Consider the following 15,526-nt stretch of genomic DNA (forward strand, 5'->3'; position numbering starts at 1 on the left):
GCTGCCAGGTGATGAAAATTGGTGCAATATTCGACATTGTGTTGGGATTGTGGCTGAAAAGCGGCTGCTTAAGGCTATCGCACCTTCCTGGGCTATCTGGCATCATGCTCCTGAGTTGAGTATTCCATCGTATTGATCAAAGGCAGGTTTTATGCGTCCCTCCCGATATCTGGACAACGCTCCCGCAGACAGACTGCACTGGCAGGTACTGAGATTGTTATGGCCCTATTTGCTGGAGTACCGGCTGCGTGTAGGGCTGGCGATACTCTGCCTGTTGGCGGCCAAACTTGCCGGTGTCACCATGCCTTTTGTGCTTAAGGATCTGGTTAATACGCTGGACTCGGAAAAACTGCAGGCAGTCGCAGTCCCCATCGCTCTGGTACTGGCTTATGGCGGGCTGAGATTTCTCTCCACCATTATTGGTGAGGTCAGAGATACCCTGTTTGGTCGGGTGACTGAGCGGGCAATCAGACGACTGGGACTGAATGTCTTCCGGCATTTGCATTCGTTGGATTTAGGATTTCATCTCGACCGACAAACCGGTGGTCTCTCCCGGGATATTGAGAGAGGCAGCAGCGGCGTGTCATTTCTGATGCGCTTTATGGTGTTTAATATTGTTCCCACTGTGCTTGAGATTGGGCTGGTAGTCGGCATTTTCTGGTACAACTACGGCTGGGTATTTGCTGCTGTGACCCTGGTGGCTGTCGCTGCCTATGGGGTGTTCTCGGTTATCGCCACTGAATGGCGAACCGGATATGTCCGGGAAGCTGCAATTGCTGACTCAACCAGTAATACCCGGGCGATAGACAGCCTGCTCAATTATGAAACCGTGAAGTACTTCAACAACGAAGAGTACGAGTTTAAACAGTATGATGAAGCCCTGGGACGATGGGAAAAGGCCAAGCGTGATAATCGTTTGTCTCTGTTCGCATTGAACGCAGGTCAGGCCTTTATTATTGCTTCAGCCATGACAGTGATGATGGGGCTGGCGGCATCAGACGTGATCAGCGGCGATATGACCATAGGTGATTTTGTATTGGTTAATGCCTTTATGATGCAGCTGTTTATGCCGCTTAATTTCCTGGGGTTCGTGTACAGGGAGATCCGTGGTGCGCTGGCCAACATAGAGCGCCTGTTTTCGCTGCTTGATGAGCGGCCCCAAATTTTGGATACAGACACCCCTCAGTCGAGTGCTGGTAAGGGACATCTGGTTTTTGACAATGTCTCCTTCGCCTATGGTGAGCGACAGATACTCGATAATGTCAGTTTCGAGCTGATGCCGGGCGAAAAGATCGCCATAGTGGGTGAGAGTGGCGGTGGTAAGTCCACGATAATTAAGCTGCTGTTCCGCTTTTACGATGTCACAGGTGGAAGCATTAAACTGGATGGTGTCGATATCCGTCAGATGGAGCAGCAAAGTCTTCGCAGGCAGTTCGGTATCGTACCTCAGGATACCGTACTGTTTAATGACACCCTGCTTGAGAATATTCGCTATGGCAGACCCGAAGCGTCTGATGAAGATATACGGCGAACCGTTCAGCTTGCCCATCTGGAGGAGCTGGTGAAGCGACTGCCCAAGGGTCTGGAAACCCGGGTTGGTGAACGTGGTATGAAGCTGTCAGGCGGTGAAAAGCAACGTGTCTCCATCGCCAGAGCGATTCTGAAAGGGGCGCCAGTGATGGTATTCGATGAAGCGACTTCGTCATTGGACAGTGGTGCTGAACAAGCCATTTTAACCGCCATGAAAGAGGTCTCAGCCAGGCGAACTTCACTGGTTGTCGCACACCGCCTTTCTACCGTGGTAGATGCAGACAGGATTCTGGTGCTTAAAGGTGGCCAGATTGTCGAGCAGGGCAAGCATCAGCAACTACTGGCTGTTGGTGGAGTCTATGCCGGGCTATGGCAGATGCAGCATCAAAGCCGGGAAAGAGAATAACCTCCGTACAGCTTGTGTTCAGTAAATAACCTCAATAATGGGTCCCGAGTGATTCAGGGAGGTTGATATGGACAATATTGCTTTGACAGTGGCTGTTGAAGGACAGTCGTCAGTGATGGACAGTGACTGGTATTCGGTTCGCCGCACTTTGGCATTTCGTGGTTTGGAACAAGGTATGTTGAATGATGTTTACACCCAGCTGATTGCCGGGGTAAAGGTTTCAACCCGCGGATTGACATTGGGTATGCGCAGCAATGCACAATCGAGCCACACCGCGTTCAATATGTCAGTCCTGCCTGAGCCTGTCTGAACACTCGCTTCCCCCTTTTTTGTATTTTAATCTGCTTCTCATCCTTTTCCGCAGTCATCATGCCCCGATGACTGCGGCTTTTTTATTGCCAAGGACAATAGATACCCAGCATGTCGGTGATTGAGGTTGAATAAGCAAAGCAGGATTCTAACCAAGGCAAATCACGCTGGGCTTGCGGACGGTCTGAACACTCGCTTCCCTACCTTTTCTTGCTGTGTATTTTATCTGCTAGTCATCCTTTTCTGCAGTCATCATGCCCCGATGACTGCGGCTTTTTTATTGCGCTGGACAATAGATACCCAGCATGTTGGTAGTTGAGGCTGAATAAGCAAAGCGGTATCTAACCAAGGCAAACCGTACTCAGATACAAAACACCCCGCAGTTGCGGGGTGTTTCATTATTCAGGAATGTTTTTACTCAGCGAGCTTGCTTATTTGCCTGCCAGGCTTCGCAGGCAGCTCCCGGCTTGAACAGTTCAAGCTTTTTGGGTTCAAGAGGGGTGATGCTGCCCTCGCGGTAACACAAAAGTGCGCCTTCCAACTCGGTGAAGCGGCGGCAATTTTTGCAACTGCTCTGGGAAGACTCCCTGAGAGGATTTGATACTACGGCGTTCATATTCCATGTGTTCCTAATTGATTGTCGAGGTGTCGCAAAAAATCAAAGAATGTGACCTCGTGCACGAAACGGTGTCAATCATAATGGCTTGCCTGGTTACTTTCAAATCAATTTGACCTAAAAGGTTGATTTAATTTTGTTTGTTGCGAAAGTTTTGCGCTGGTGTATCTGGCTTGTTTGGGGTGCTTTTCGCAGTTTTATTTTTTGCTGGAGAAACTCGTTATCAGGTCGATATATTAAGTACTGCTTAATCACTGGTGGATAATGTAAGGAGGGCTTCAATGTTAACAGGTATAACATCATCAGATGTTAAGGCTGCCATTACCCTCAATGACGCTAAAGCACCATCTGAAAGCTCATTACTATCGAAGGAAAGTGAGTCAGTCGAGGGGCGCAAAACCCCGCCGCAAATCGCCCCCTGGATGCAGGCATTCGCCACTATCCGTCAGGCCGTGGATGAGGCTCTGTCTGTCTCGGCTGGCAATCGTGCAGCCAGATATGCATTTGCACCAGACTCTGCAGATACCCTGTTTGCCAGTGCTCTTCAATATGGTTTCCAACAGGTACGCCAGCAGGGAAGTTTGGGATATGGTGATATGTCGGCTGTGATGGCGCTTGGGGTGGCACTGGATACCGGCTATCGTCAGGCTATCAGCGCGGTAGAGTCTATGGCCGCTCATCCCGGCATGGCTGAACAACTTAAGTTATCCCATCAAAAGCTGCAGTTGGAGTGGGATGCCAGTTTGAGTCTGGTGATCGCCGGCAGTGGCAGCGCCTCCCGGTTTGGCCTCTGAGCTCTTCCCCGCGTTCTAAGTAAATTCAACTGCTCATATCTTTGTCCTGCTTTTTCTGTCGGTTTTAAGCTGTTCTCTGGTAATCGCTTGCACAGTGACTAAATCCTTAAACTTGATTAACCCTGAATAAAGCCATGCAATAAAGGGGTTTTTGTCTAAGGTTTAAAGGCTTATGCTGAAACTATCTGTTCAGTGCGGAGACAGGAAAAATGTGGACAAGCGCAACCGTGATTGAGCGCATCGATTGGAATGACAAACTCTTTACCCTCAGATTGGCTGCAGATATTGAGCCTTTTATTGCCGGGCAATTTATCAAGCTCAGCCAGGAGCGTGACGGTAAACGTGTTGCCAGAGCTTACTCTCTGGTCAATGCGCCCAACGCCGATTATCTGGAGGTGTTGGCGGTGCGGGTCGAGGATGGCCAACTGTCTCCGTCGCTGCACGATTTGAATTCAGGCGATCAGATTGAAATCTCCACCAGGGCCGCAGGTTTTATGACTCTGGATGAACTCCCTGCAGATATGGGACAGCATCTATGGTTACTGGCGACCGGCACTGCCGTTGGTCCATTTGTTTCTATGTTGGAAACAGAGCAGCCCTGGCAAAGGTTCAAGCGTATCGTGCTGGTTTATGGTGTCCGATTGCAAGAGGACCTGGCGTACTGGCAGCGACTTCAGGAGTTGGCACAGCTGCATCAAGGGCAGCTTGAACTGGTCGCCTGTGTTACCCGGGAGCAGATGCCGGGGGCATTGGAATGCCGTATTCCGGATGGTCTCGCAGATGGCAGTATCGAGCAACAAGCAGGCGTTACCTTGTCTGCACAGGACAGTCAGGTGATGATTTGCGGCAATCCAGGCATGGTATCAGGAGCCCTGGAGCTACTGCAGGAGAGGGGGCTGGCAAAGAATCTGCGCAGAGCCCCGGGTCAGATCACCATGGAAAAATACTGGTAAGGGAGTGGTGGCTTTGATGAAACTCTATTATTCAGATGCTTCGCCCTACGCAAGAATGGTCAGGGTGATGATAGAACTGCTGCAGTTGACCCATATCCAACTGACCTCAACCAACCCTTTCGATAATGATGAGGAGTTCGTCGAGGCCAATCCCCTTGGTAAGGTGCCATGCCTGATGTTGGCCGATGGCAGTGCGCTCTATGATTCTGAAGTGATTTGCCGTTTTCTGGACGTGGAGTATGGCCAGAGTCAACTGTTCGCGCCGGCAGATGGTTACTGGTCCCGGCACTGCCTGTTCTCTATGTTAAAAGGCATGCTGGACAGTGCGGTGGCGCTCAGACAGGAGCAAATGCGGGCGGAGGAGGGGAATAGCTCTCCCTTCTGGAAAGGACGCTTTGAGCAAGCCCTGCTAAGGGGCCTGCGTCAAATAGATCACTCAGGCTTACTGAATGGTGATGAGATCACCGCAGAGCGTATCGCGCTGGTATGTTTGCTTGACTATCTGGACTTTCGCCACCCTTCCATTGAGTGGCGCAACCTGGCACCGGCCACGGCGCTCTGGCTGAACCACATCAGTAAGGAACCGATTTTCAGCGAAACCCGTCCCGCGTAACCCGATGTTTTCTGCCTCAGCGGGCTAACTTAGCTGCCCGCTTTACTCTCCGGAACTTCGTTCAAAAAGAATACAATAGAGCCCACTTTTGATGGATTCATCTTGCTGGTATCAGTAAGTTTTTGTACTCTTAGTGCTACTGATAACTATTATCATTATATTAATCATCCGAAATATATTTAGTTGATGAGGGAGAACAGGGAATGAAGTTGGTAAAACAGATGACCAGAGCCGGTGTTGTATGTTTGGCTGGAGTAATCTCCTGGTCCGCAGTGGCAGCAGATAAGCTGACCGTCTATTCCTATCGTCAACCGTTTCTGATTGAACCTATTCTTAAGGACTTCACCAAACAAACCGGTACTGAAGTCGAGTTGGTTTTTGCCAAAGATGGTTTGGCAGAGCGTATCGCCCGCGAAGGCCGACTCTCTCCCGCCGATATTGTTCTGACCTCTGACTTTTCCCGCCTTCAGGAGCTGGTCGACAAGGGCCTGGTTGCCCCGGTTGACAGCGAGGTGCTGGAACTAAACATCCCCGCTCAGTTCCGTTCACCGGAAGACGACTGGTACGCCCTGACCATGCGTGTGCGTAACGTTTACTCCTCCAAAGAGCGCCTGGGCAAGCTGGACCTGGACTACGAAGACCTGGCAAAGCCAGAGTTTAAAGGCAAAATCTGTACCCGCAGCGGTAAGCATCCTTACAACATAGCGCTGGTGGCTTCCATGATTGCTCATCACGGTGAAGCAGAAACCAAGAAGTGGCTGGAAGGGGTAAAAGACAATCTGGCCCGCCGCCCTCAGGGGAATGACAGAGCTCAGGTTAAAGCCGTTAAAGAAGGTCTGTGTGATATCGCCATCGGCAACAGCTATTACCTGGGCAAGATGGTTAACGATCCCAAGCAGACTGCCTGGGCTGAGGCGGTAGAGATCAACTTCCCTAACCAGGATAACCGTGGCTCACACATTAACGTGTCTGGCATGGCGCTGACCAAGCACGCCCCCAACAAAGCCGATGCCGTCAAGCTGATGGAGTTCCTCTCCTCTGATAAGGCGCAGGCCGCTTATGCTGAGGTTAACTATGAGTATCCGGTCAAAGCTGACGTGCCTTTATCCGGACTGGTCGCGTCCTGGGGTAAATTCAAAGCTGACAAACTGGCGATTCAGGCGTTGGCAGACAACCATAAGGCAGCGGTAAAACTGCTGGATGAGGTGCAGTTCGACCTCTGAGGCCTTTGCCATTTGCCTGTTGTTAGCGTACAGTCCGGTTTCCTTCTGGAGCCGGGCTGTACCAGGTAAATAACAATTATGATTCTCGGACTTCCCAAACGCTGGTCTGCATCTGCTTTTGTGCTGGCAGGCTTGCTGTTCACCCCATTTATCGCATTGGTTATCCAGGCCTTAATGCCTGATCAGGCTGTTTTCGGTCATTTGATGGAAACCGTCCTGCCCACCTATATTCAAAACAGTTTGTTATTGATTCTGCTGGTCAGCATTGGCGCCTTGCTGCTGGCGACACCTGCCGCCTGGTTGGTCGCCCGCTGCGACTTCCCCGGCAGATCCGTTTTTCAATGGGCTCTGTTGCTGCCATTGGCGATGCCCGCTTATATCGTGGCCTATGTTTACACAGATATGCTGGACTATGCCGGGCCGGTTCAGAAGGCGTTAAGAGAGCTGTTTGGCTGGCAGTCACCGGCCGACTACTGGTTTCCCGAAGTCAGATCCCTTGGTGGCGCGGCAGTGATGCTGGCTTTGGTGCTGTTCCCCTATATCTATCTGCTGGCCCGCACCGCGTTTATGGAGCAGTCTGCCAGTCTTATTCATGCCGCCCGGGTGATGGGCTGTAGTCCATGGCGCAGTTTCTGGCGCTTGAATCTGCCTATGGCAAGACCCGCACTGGCTGTCGGCGTAGCCCTTGTCGCCATGGAAACCGCGGCAGACTTCGCTACCGTAAGCTATTTTGCGGTGCCGACACTCACTACTGCGGTTTACGATACCTGGCTTGGGCATGGCAGCCTGAGTGCGGCGGCCAAGTTGTCGGTGATTATATTGTTGGTGGTGTTTGCTCTTATTGGGATGGAGCGTTTCTCCCGCCGCAAGCAGCAGCTTTACCAGAAGAACAGTTTCCACTCTGGTCTGGAGCGATATGCGCTGGCAGGCGTCAAGTCTCTGGCTGCATCCGGCTATTGTGCTCTGTTGCTGTTGCTGGCATTTTTGCTGCCCTTTGGCATCTTGCTGGATTATGCGCTGGACTATTTCGAATACAGCTGGACTCCTGAGTTCTTCGAGTACAGTGCCAATAGCCTGTTGTTGTCAGCTTTGGTCAGTGTGCTCTGTATGGCGATAGCCCTGACCCTGCTGTTTATCCAAAGGATTAGCCCTGATGCCAGGGATGCATTGCCTGCCAGGCTCGCCTCATTCGGCTATGCTCTGCCAGGGACTGTGCTGGCTATTGGCGTGCTGGCACCACTCACGCTGGCCGACTTCGCGGTCAATGATCTGTATGCTTTGTTTGAACAGAGGGGGCCGGGGCTGATTTTTACCGGCACCCTGTTTGCGTTGGTGTTCGCCTTCTGCATTCGGTTTTCAGCTATCGCCATAGGAAGCCTTGAGAGCAGCTATAAGCGTATCTCCCCCTCCATGGATATGGCGGCAGTGACTATGGGAGAAAAGCCCATGGGACTGCTGAGCAGGGTCCACCTGCCATTGCTGAAAAAAGGCTTGTTTGCCGGTATGCTGCTGGTGTTTATTGAAGCCATGAAGGAGTTGCCCGCAGCGCTCTTGCTGAGACCTGTTGGTTATGAAAATCTGGCCACCCATGTTTTTCAGTATGTGTCTGATGAACAGTTGGAATATGGCGCATTGGCAGCCATAGTTATCGTCTTGGTAGGCTTGGTGCCTTTGATCTATCTGAACCGCTCGCTGGAGCAGGAAAATTAAGTATGACCGCATTATCCATCACAGGTGTTAACAGTGAATATCAGGGCGTCCGGGTGCTGGATGGACTTGATTTGCAGATGGAACAGGGGGAAATACTGGCGCTGCTCGGTCCCAGCGGTTGTGGCAAAACTACCCTGCTTCGAGCTATTGCCGGGTTACAGCCAGTCTCCTCAGGTTGTATCCATGTGCAGGGACAGTGCTTCAATGGCGAGGGGAACTTTACCCCCAGTGAGCAGCGTGGTGTTGGAATGATCTTCCAGGATTATGCCCTGTTTCCTCACCTGACAGTGGCCGACAATATCCTGTTTGGTGTGACAGAGAAAGACAGCTTCCGCCGTGGCGCACTGCTGGAAGAGATGCTGACTCTGGTCAAACTCGAAGGGCTCGAGAAACGTTACCCCCATGAGCTTTCCGGCGGTCAGCAGCAAAGGGTCTCTATTGCCAGAGCACTTGCCTGTAAACCCAAGTTGCTGTTGCTCGACGAACCTTTCTCCAATATCGACAGTCAGGTTCGCGGTGAGTTGATGATGGAGATCCGCGCCATCCTTAAAAGCCGCAAGGTGAGTGCGGTGTTTGTGACTCACAGCAAAGATGAAGCCTTTGTCTTTGCCGATAAGCTGGCTCTGTTCAAAGAGGGCCGGATAGTCCAGCATGGTACCGCAGAAGAGTTGTACTACAGCCCTGCAGAGCGCTACGTTGCCGACTTTTTGGGACGGGGTAATTACGTGCCTGTGCAGGTGGTCGATGGCTTTAATGTTGACAGTCCGCTCGGCCAGCTTGTCAGTACCAGCGAATTGACCTGGCCTTCTCAATACAGCGGGGAAGTGCTGCTCAGGCCCCAACAGCTGACGCTGGAACCGGATGATGCTGCCGCCGGCGTGATTCGTGACAGACGCTTTTTGGGTAATTTCTGTCACTATCAGGTGGAGATTGCCTCCCAGTTACTGGAAGTCAGAAGCCAATTAACTCAGTTGTTGCCGGGGCAGAAAGTGCAGATCCGTGCCGAAGCGCACCCTCTGGTTATCTTTTAAGTCGACTTGTTATATCCTTTTGTTTCGTTTTTACATCATTGTGTTAGCTTATAAAGTGCACAAATTGCACAGTGATAGTGACGATGAAGACAATCATAAGGAGAGGGGTATGGCTTGCTTTATTGCTGGCCTTACCTGGCTGGGCGATGGATAGGATAACCGGGAAATCTTTTGCCACCCGCTCTGAAATTTATGCCACCAATGGTATGGCGGCGACCAGTCAACCGCTGGCGACTCAGGTGGCGCTGGATATTCTCAAGCAGGGCGGAAATGCCATAGATGCGGCCATTGCGGCCAATGCCATGTTGGGACTGGTTGAGCCAACGGGTTCGGGTATTGGTGGCGATCTGTTTGCCATTGTATGGAGTGCCAAAGGCAAGCAACTTTATGGCCTTAACGCCTCAGGCCGCAGCCCAAAATCCCTGACGCTTGCGATACTGCAGGCCAAAGGGCTTGATTATCTTCCTCCCTACGGCCCTTTGCCCGTCTCTGTTCCCGGTGCCGTCGACGGCTGGTTTGAGCTCCACAACAGGTTTGGCAAGTTGCCGATGAAAGACCTGCTGGCTCCGGCTATCTCCTATGGCGAGCAGGGCTTTCCTGTTTCTGAGCTGATCGCTTATTACTTTGAAAAGAACGCCGACAGGCTGTCTCAGTATGATGGCTTTGCTGACGTTTATATGCCGGGGGGCGCTACGCCTAAAACCGGCGAAATCTTCCGCAATCCCGCCCTTGCGAATACCTACCGGAAAATTGCCTCAGATGGCCGCGATGCCTTCTACAAAGGCGACATTGCCCGCACTATTGCTGACTATATGCGTGCCCAGGATGGTTATCTGACCTATGAAGATATGGCCGCTCATACCAGTGAGTGGATTGAACCTGTCTCAGTAAATTACCGTGGTTACGATCTTTGGGAACTGCCACCCAATGGCCAGGGGATCGCCGCCCAGCAAATATTGCAGATGCTTGAACCCCATGATTTAGCTGCGATGGGGCAAACCAGTCCTGAATATGTGCACCTGTTTGTGGAAGCTAAAAAGCTGGCCTTTGCCGACAGGGCCAGGTTTTACGCTGACCCCGACTTTGTTGATATTCCGGTACAGGAGTTGATTTCAAAGAAGTACAACCGCAAACGTGCACAGCTGATTGATCTTAAAAAAGCGGCCAACAGCGTTGATGCCGGCAATCCCAACCTTGAACATGGTGATACCGTTTATCTGACCACAGCCGACAGCGACGGCAATATGGTGTCTCTTATTCAAAGCAATTATCGGGGCATGGGCTCTGGCATGACACCGCCGGGATTGGGCTTCGTACTGCAGGACAGGGGACAGTTATTTGATTTAACCCCGGGAAGAGCCAACTCCTATGCGCCGCGTAAACGACCTTTTCATACAATTATTCCGGCATTTGTGACCAAAGATGGCCAACCCTGGCTGAGTTTTGGGGTGATGGGCGGAGCAACCCAGCCACAGATGCATGCTCAGATCATGATTAACTTAATCGACTTCGGTATGAACCTGCAGGAGGCGGGAGACGCCCCCCGAATTGTTCATTCCAACTCATCCCAGCCCACAGGCAAAACCATGACTGACGGCGGCTATATCAGCCTGGAGTCCGGCTTCCCCATGGAGACCCGTCGGGAGCTGGGAAAGCGGGGGCATACCATCCGCGACAGCGTGGGAATATTCGGCGGTTATCAGGCCATTGGCCGTGATCCGCAAGCCGGGGTTTATCGTGGTGCGTCTGAAAGTCGTAAAGATGGTCAGGCGTCTGGTTATTGAGGTTTGGCAGGGATCAGCCGCTAAACTCTGCAGCTGATTGGGTATGGCTCACACTTTTACACCTGAGTGTGCTGTATGTATGCCGTTTGGGGTAAAGTTGCTTCCCAATGTTGCCGAAACAAATGAAATGCACAAGGTGAGAGAATAATGGAAAATCAGGTTATGCCCCGTGAACAACTTGGAGTCTGCGCGGAAGGGAACTTACACAGTGTTTACCTGATGTTCAACGCCAATGATGGCGTGGAACAACAGTTGCGGCCCTGTCTTGCCAATGTTGCCCAATATATTCATGAGTTGTCCGATCAATATGCCGACAGTGCGTTCAACGGCTTTGTTTCTATTGGCGCCAACTATTGGGACACTCTGTACGCAGGTGAACGTCCGGCTCAGTTAAAGCCGTTCCCGGCGATGGAAGCGGGCAACCGCGATGCACCTGCAATCGAGTTCGACCTGTTTATTCATCTGCGTTGTGACCGTCTGGATATTCTTCATCTGGTGGCTAATGAAGTGGCGCAAATGCTGGAAGGTTTGGTTGAGCTGGTTGATGAAGAGCGCGGTTTCCGCTTTATGGATAACCGAGACCTGACAGGTTTTGTTGATGGTACTGAGAATCCCAAGGGACGCAATCGCCAGGAAGTTGCATTGGTGGGTGAAGAGGATGTGACCTTCGTGGGTGGTAGTTATGTGCATGTGCAGAAGTATGCCCATAACCTGAGCAAGTGGCACCGTCTGCCTACCAAGAAGCAGGAAGACATTATTGGCCGCACCAAGCAGGACAATATCGAATATGCGTCAGAGGACAAGCCGCTGACCAGCCATATTAAGCGGGTAAACCTCAAGCATGCCGATGGCTCATCCATGGAAATCCTGCGTCAGAGCATGCCATTTGGCAGCGTTCGTGAGCAGGGGCTGATGTTTATCTCGGTTTGCCGCACATCACTGCATTTTGAAAAGATGCTGGAATCTATGGTACACGGCGATGGTGCCGGTAATCATGATCATTTGATGCACTTCACCAAGGCGTTGACCGGCTCATCTTTCTTTGCGCCTTCGCTGGATTACTTGCTCAAATACGCTGATTAAGCCTGTTCAGAGCTATAAAAAAACGCGCCTTGGGGCGCGTTTTTTCTATGAACTCACACTACTGATTGTAGTTGAACAGATCTTTGACCGTTTCCAGCGTGGTATCAATTTCTTTTACGCTGGCCGGACAGATAAAGATAGTATCATCACCGGCAATAGTCCCCAGGATCCCTTCAGGCTTGCCCATGGAATCCAGCAGGCGAGCGATAAGCTGAGCTGCGCCCGGGCTGGTGCGAACAACGATCATGGCCTGGTTGTGGTCAACGTCCAGTACCAGGTTCTTAACCGGGCTGCCGGCGGTAGGTACGCCCAGTTCTGCTGGCAGGCAGTACACCATTTCCTGTTTGGCGTTGCGGGTACGCACGGCGCCAAACTTGCTCAGCATGCGGGAAACTTTTGACTGATTGATATTGCTGAAGCCCTCAGCCTGCAGCGCGGTCACAATCTCGCTCTGAGAACCGAACCTTTCTTCCTTGAGCAGGGCCTTGAACACTTTGATGAGTTCATCCTGATTTTTGCTTGTGGTCATATATTTTTTCGATCTTATTCATTCGACCGTGAGATTGTGAATACCAGCCGTATATATGTCAACAAATTGCCGTTTTTAGTGAATAAAAATTCACTGCAGGGCATGTTTCACAGGTTTTACGGTGTACGGGTGTCAGCAATTCGGTCCGCCCTGAGCCGGAGGCATTCGGCTTAAGTCTCATTGAAATTTTTGTGACGATACAGTAATGTGGCGCCATCATGGAATTGGATGTATGTCACATATATCCGCAGCTTAGACGGAGATAACTATGAAAGTTGCTGTACTTGGTGCTGCTGGTGGTATCGGTCAGGCCCTGGCGTTGTTGTTAAAAACCCAACTGCCTGCGGGCTCCAAACTGTCCCTGTATGATATCGCACCTGTCACACCTGGCGTTGCCGTGGATTTGAGCCACATCCCAACTGCAGTGGAAGTAAAAGGATTCGCCGGTGAAGACCCGACTCCAGCACTGGAAGGCGCTGATGTCGTGCTTATCTCTGCCGGTGTAGCGCGTAAGCCGGGTATGGATCGCAGCGACCTGTTCAACATCAATGCGGGTATCGTGCGTAATCTTATTGAGAAGGTTGCGGTTGTTTGTCCAAAAGCTTTGGTAGGCGTTATCACCAACCCGGTTAACACCACAGTAGCGATTGCTGCTGAGGTACTGAAGAAAGCCGGTGTTTATGACAAGAACCGCCTGTTCGGTGTGACCACGCTGGACGTGATCCGCTCTGAAACCTTTATCGCTGAAGCCAAAGGCCTGAACGTTGAAGACGTTAAGCTGAATGTTATTGGCGGCCACAGCGGTGTAACCATTCTGCCTCTGCTGTCTCAGATTGAAGGCGTCACCTTCAGCGACGAAGAAGTCGCATCACTGACTCACCGTATCCAGAATGCCGGTACCGAAGTCGTTGAAGCCAAGGCTGGTGGCGGTAGCGCAACCCTGTCTATGGGGCAGGCTGCATTCCGCTTCTGTATGTCTCTGGTACGTGGCCTGCAGGGTGAAGCAAACGTAGTTGAGTGTGCCTATGTCGATGGTGGCAGTGAGCACGCTGAGTTCTTCGCTCAACCAGTTCTGCTGGGTAAAAACGGCGTTGAGAAAGTACTGCCTTATGGCGAAATCAGTGAGTTTGAAACCAATGCCCGTGACGGTATGCTGGACACCCTGAAAGGTGATATCCAGTTGGGTATCGATTTCGTTAAGTAACCATTGGGTTGGTTGTGCAAAAAGCGAAGGTTATGCCTTCGCTTTTTTTGTGCCTTTTCACACAGGTTCATTTACCAGGGAATGGTTTTTCCCTGCCAATCGATAAAGCTCAGCTGACCATCTGCCTGTTGACCGGACATGAGTTTATGAATTTGCATTGCAACAAATTCAGGAGTGAACAGCTTGCCTTCCGGGACGTTGGTCTGGAAGGGACGGGATAGTGGTGAGTCTGTGGTGCCCGGGTGGAATGCCATTAGCTTGACGCCGGGTTTACGCCGGGCATACTCAACCGCAGCGGTTTGCAGCATCATATTAAGGGCTGCTTTGGACGCCCGGTAACTGTACCAGCCCCCCAGGCGGTTATCTCCTATACTACCAACCCTGGCACTGAGCACGGCCACGACCGCTTTCTTATCGAGAAGGGGTAAAAGCCTGGCGACAAACAGTGCGGGAATCATGGTGTTGCTGGTCATTATCTTGGTCATCGCCGCCAGCGACAGCTCTTCCAGCCTTTTCTCCGGTGCCAGCTCATCACTGTGTAATTGACCATTACAGATGACAACTCGCTCAAATGGACCTGCCTCACTAAGCTCCTCGCAGCAATCGATAATACCGGCTTCTGAGTAATCACATGATTGCCACTGACTGCAGCCGGGCAAAAGCTGGGCGGGGGCTTGTCTGCTGACAGCGGTGCAGGTGTTTTGGGCAGAAGCTTGCAGCCACTGATGAATGAAGGCTGAACCTATGGCAGAGTTGGCACCGATCACCAGGGCATTCATATCACTTTCCCCTTCGGAGCTGACAGGCTGCTGAACTACATTCTCCGCGACGCTGACCGGTCAGTATCCAGGATATTTGATATCTGTAGCGGGCGAACAGACGATACCCCAGGTCGGCGACAGGTTTAATCAAAGGTAGCCTTAATAGTCTGAGCCAGGGCTGCTCTCCGGTGAGTCCCCATGCGGCGCAGGTCGCGTCCAACCCCAGGAGTATTCTGTTGTCCTGTGTCATGGCGTGAAGTAACTGGTTCGCTTCAACAGGGTCTATTTGGGGAAAGCGGGTAACAAAATCCGGGGAAGATATATCTTCAAGCTGAATACTGCCGGAGGTATCTGCCTGCTGCAGCATTTCATTGATGCACAGTGGGCAAGTACCATCGTAGAACAGGATAAGTCGAGCCATTGTTTACTCCCTGATGAGCGACAAGTTGATTCTGACTCAAGTCAGTATTAAATACAGCAGGTGCAAACCAATAACAATGGCTGTCAACCTGCGCCTTAACGTCAGATATTCCCGGGTTTCATCCCTGTCAGCCCACTGTTCAATCACCAGCACCACTTCATAGCAAAGTGTCAGAGCCAGCAGCGCCAGTGTTGGGCTTAATGCCAGGCATGCCCAGCCAAGCAGGGTCAGAATATTGGTCACCAGCAGAAGTGGCCTGGACCAGTTAGCCGCTCGCACCTTGTGCCACAGGGCACCACAAAGGAAAGAGAGGATAATGGCACTGTAACTGACAAACACCTGAGTGGAGACTTTTTCCGCCTCAGCGCTGCCTGTCAGTGAGTAGATGATTGCCAATACAAATGGCAGCAAACCGGCATAACCGAGCAGCGATTCGCTGTGTGAGCCGTTGTGGTGGGTCGCTGTACTGTCTGTCATAAAATTGCCAAATATTGGACATTTGCGGGTAATGACATATACGTTATGGGGAAGGCTTTCGGATCTCAGAACTGTGCCGGAT

The 15,526-nt window shown here is 51.5% G+C and carries 15 protein-coding genes; 11 read left to right on the forward strand and 4 right to left on the reverse strand.

Annotation, left to right across the window (positions count from 1 at the left end; all coding sequences use genetic code 11):
- Positions 1-151 precede the first annotated feature (151 nt).
- The 10 genes from ACFOE0_RS04690 (at position 152) to ACFOE0_RS04735 (ending at position 12,052) form a co-directional block, all read left to right on the forward strand.
- Positions 152-1,936: an ABCB family ABC transporter ATP-binding protein/permease gene (locus tag ACFOE0_RS04690; protein WP_248935243.1), complete on the forward strand. Its 1,785-nt coding sequence runs from the start codon at positions 152-154 to the stop codon at positions 1,934-1,936.
- A 67-nt stretch (positions 1,937-2,003) separates the two neighbouring features.
- The gene (locus tag ACFOE0_RS04695; RefSeq protein WP_115136005.1) at positions 2,004-2,246 is read left to right on the forward strand and encodes a hypothetical protein; all 243 of its coding nucleotides are present in this window, start codon (positions 2,004-2,006) and stop codon (positions 2,244-2,246) included.
- An 896-nt stretch (positions 2,247-3,142) separates the two neighbouring features.
- Entirely contained in the window at positions 3,143-3,655 is a 513-nt protein-coding gene (locus tag ACFOE0_RS04700) for a hypothetical protein (RefSeq protein ID WP_248935242.1), read from the forward strand.
- A 209-nt stretch (positions 3,656-3,864) separates the two neighbouring features.
- A complete protein-coding gene (locus tag ACFOE0_RS04705; protein WP_248935241.1) occupies positions 3,865-4,608 on the forward strand; it encodes a ferredoxin--NADP reductase in 744 nt (247 codons plus the stop codon).
- A 16-nt stretch (positions 4,609-4,624) separates the two neighbouring features.
- Positions 4,625-5,221, forward strand: a complete 597-nt coding sequence (locus ACFOE0_RS04710) for a glutathione S-transferase (RefSeq protein ID WP_248935240.1) — start codon at positions 4,625-4,627, stop codon at positions 5,219-5,221.
- A 203-nt stretch (positions 5,222-5,424) separates the two neighbouring features.
- Positions 5,425-6,444, forward strand: a complete 1,020-nt coding sequence (locus ACFOE0_RS04715) for a Fe(3+) ABC transporter substrate-binding protein (RefSeq protein ID WP_248935239.1) — start codon at positions 5,425-5,427, stop codon at positions 6,442-6,444.
- A gap of 78 nt (positions 6,445-6,522) precedes the next feature.
- A complete protein-coding gene (locus ACFOE0_RS04720; protein WP_248935238.1) occupies positions 6,523-8,154 on the forward strand; it encodes an ABC transporter permease in 1,632 nt (543 codons plus the stop codon).
- A gap of 2 nt (positions 8,155-8,156) precedes the next feature.
- Positions 8,157-9,185, forward strand: coding sequence for an ABC transporter ATP-binding protein (locus ACFOE0_RS04725; protein ID WP_115135998.1), 1,029 nt, complete (start codon positions 8,157-8,159; stop codon positions 9,183-9,185).
- A 71-nt stretch (positions 9,186-9,256) separates the two neighbouring features.
- A complete protein-coding gene (gene ggt / locus ACFOE0_RS04730) occupies positions 9,257-10,969 on the forward strand; it encodes a gamma-glutamyltransferase (RefSeq protein WP_248935237.1) in 1,713 nt (570 codons plus the stop codon).
- 147 nt (positions 10,970-11,116) lie between these two features.
- Complete coding sequence (locus tag ACFOE0_RS04735) at positions 11,117-12,052, forward strand: Dyp-type peroxidase (protein WP_115135996.1); 936 nt, start codon at positions 11,117-11,119, stop codon at positions 12,050-12,052.
- A gap of 58 nt (positions 12,053-12,110) precedes the next feature.
- On the opposite strand, the gene argR is transcribed toward ACFOE0_RS04735, so the two are convergent.
- Complete coding sequence (gene argR, locus ACFOE0_RS04740; RefSeq protein ID WP_115135995.1) at positions 12,111-12,581, reverse strand: transcriptional regulator ArgR; 471 nt, start codon at positions 12,579-12,581, stop codon at positions 12,111-12,113.
- Between the two features lie 268 nt (positions 12,582-12,849).
- On the opposite strand from argR, the gene mdh reads away from it, so the two are divergent.
- Positions 12,850-13,785: a malate dehydrogenase gene (gene mdh, locus ACFOE0_RS04745; protein WP_248935236.1), complete on the forward strand. Its 936-nt coding sequence runs from the start codon at positions 12,850-12,852 to the stop codon at positions 13,783-13,785.
- Between the two features lie 71 nt (positions 13,786-13,856).
- On the opposite strand, the gene ACFOE0_RS04750 is transcribed toward mdh, so the two are convergent.
- The 3 genes from ACFOE0_RS04750 to ACFOE0_RS04760 are packed head-to-tail and all read right to left on the reverse strand — an operon-like array spanning position 13,857 to position 15,444.
- On the reverse strand, positions 13,857-14,564 hold the full coding sequence (locus ACFOE0_RS04750; protein WP_248935235.1) for an SDR family NAD(P)-dependent oxidoreductase: 708 nt from the start codon (positions 14,562-14,564) through the stop codon (positions 13,857-13,859).
- 1 nt (position 14,565) lies between these two features.
- A complete protein-coding gene (locus tag ACFOE0_RS04755; RefSeq protein ID WP_248935234.1) occupies positions 14,566-14,967 on the reverse strand; it encodes a thiol-disulfide oxidoreductase DCC family protein in 402 nt (133 codons plus the stop codon).
- A gap of 36 nt (positions 14,968-15,003) precedes the next feature.
- On the reverse strand, positions 15,004-15,444 hold the full coding sequence (locus ACFOE0_RS04760) for a DUF3429 domain-containing protein (RefSeq protein ID WP_248935233.1): 441 nt from the start codon (positions 15,442-15,444) through the stop codon (positions 15,004-15,006).
- Between the last annotated feature and the right edge of the window lie 82 nt (positions 15,445-15,526).

This window comes from Shewanella submarina, from assembly GCF_042646185.1.
In the GTDB taxonomy this organism is placed as follows: domain Bacteria; phylum Pseudomonadota; class Gammaproteobacteria; order Enterobacterales; family Shewanellaceae; genus Shewanella; species Shewanella corallii.

Coding starts and splice junctions, on each gene's coding strand:
- ACFOE0_RS04690 (WP_248935243.1), top strand. CDS start 152: ATGCGTCCCTCCCGATATCTGGACAACGCTCCCGCAGACAGACTGCAC.
- ACFOE0_RS04695 (WP_115136005.1), top strand. CDS start 2,004: ATGGACAATATTGCTTTGACAGTGGCTGTTGAAGGACAGTCGTCAGTG.
- ACFOE0_RS04700 (WP_248935242.1), top strand. CDS start 3,143: ATGTTAACAGGTATAACATCATCAGATGTTAAGGCTGCCATTACCCTC.
- ACFOE0_RS04705 (WP_248935241.1), top strand. CDS start 3,865: ATGTGGACAAGCGCAACCGTGATTGAGCGCATCGATTGGAATGACAAA.
- ACFOE0_RS04710 (WP_248935240.1), top strand. CDS start 4,625: ATGAAACTCTATTATTCAGATGCTTCGCCCTACGCAAGAATGGTCAGG.
- ACFOE0_RS04715 (WP_248935239.1), top strand. CDS start 5,425: ATGAAGTTGGTAAAACAGATGACCAGAGCCGGTGTTGTATGTTTGGCT.
- ACFOE0_RS04720 (WP_248935238.1), top strand. CDS start 6,523: ATGATTCTCGGACTTCCCAAACGCTGGTCTGCATCTGCTTTTGTGCTG.
- ACFOE0_RS04725 (WP_115135998.1), top strand. CDS start 8,157: ATGACCGCATTATCCATCACAGGTGTTAACAGTGAATATCAGGGCGTC.
- ACFOE0_RS04735 (WP_115135996.1), top strand. CDS start 11,117: ATGGAAAATCAGGTTATGCCCCGTGAACAACTTGGAGTCTGCGCGGAA.
- argR (WP_115135995.1), bottom strand. CDS start 12,581: ATGACCACAAGCAAAAATCAGGATGAACTCATCAAAGTGTTCAAGGCC.
- mdh (WP_248935236.1), top strand. CDS start 12,850: ATGAAAGTTGCTGTACTTGGTGCTGCTGGTGGTATCGGTCAGGCCCTG.
- ACFOE0_RS04750 (WP_248935235.1), bottom strand. CDS start 14,564: ATGAATGCCCTGGTGATCGGTGCCAACTCTGCCATAGGTTCAGCCTTC.
- ACFOE0_RS04755 (WP_248935234.1), bottom strand. CDS start 14,967: ATGGCTCGACTTATCCTGTTCTACGATGGTACTTGCCCACTGTGCATC.
- ACFOE0_RS04760 (WP_248935233.1), bottom strand. CDS start 15,444: ATGACAGACAGTACAGCGACCCACCACAACGGCTCACACAGCGAATCG.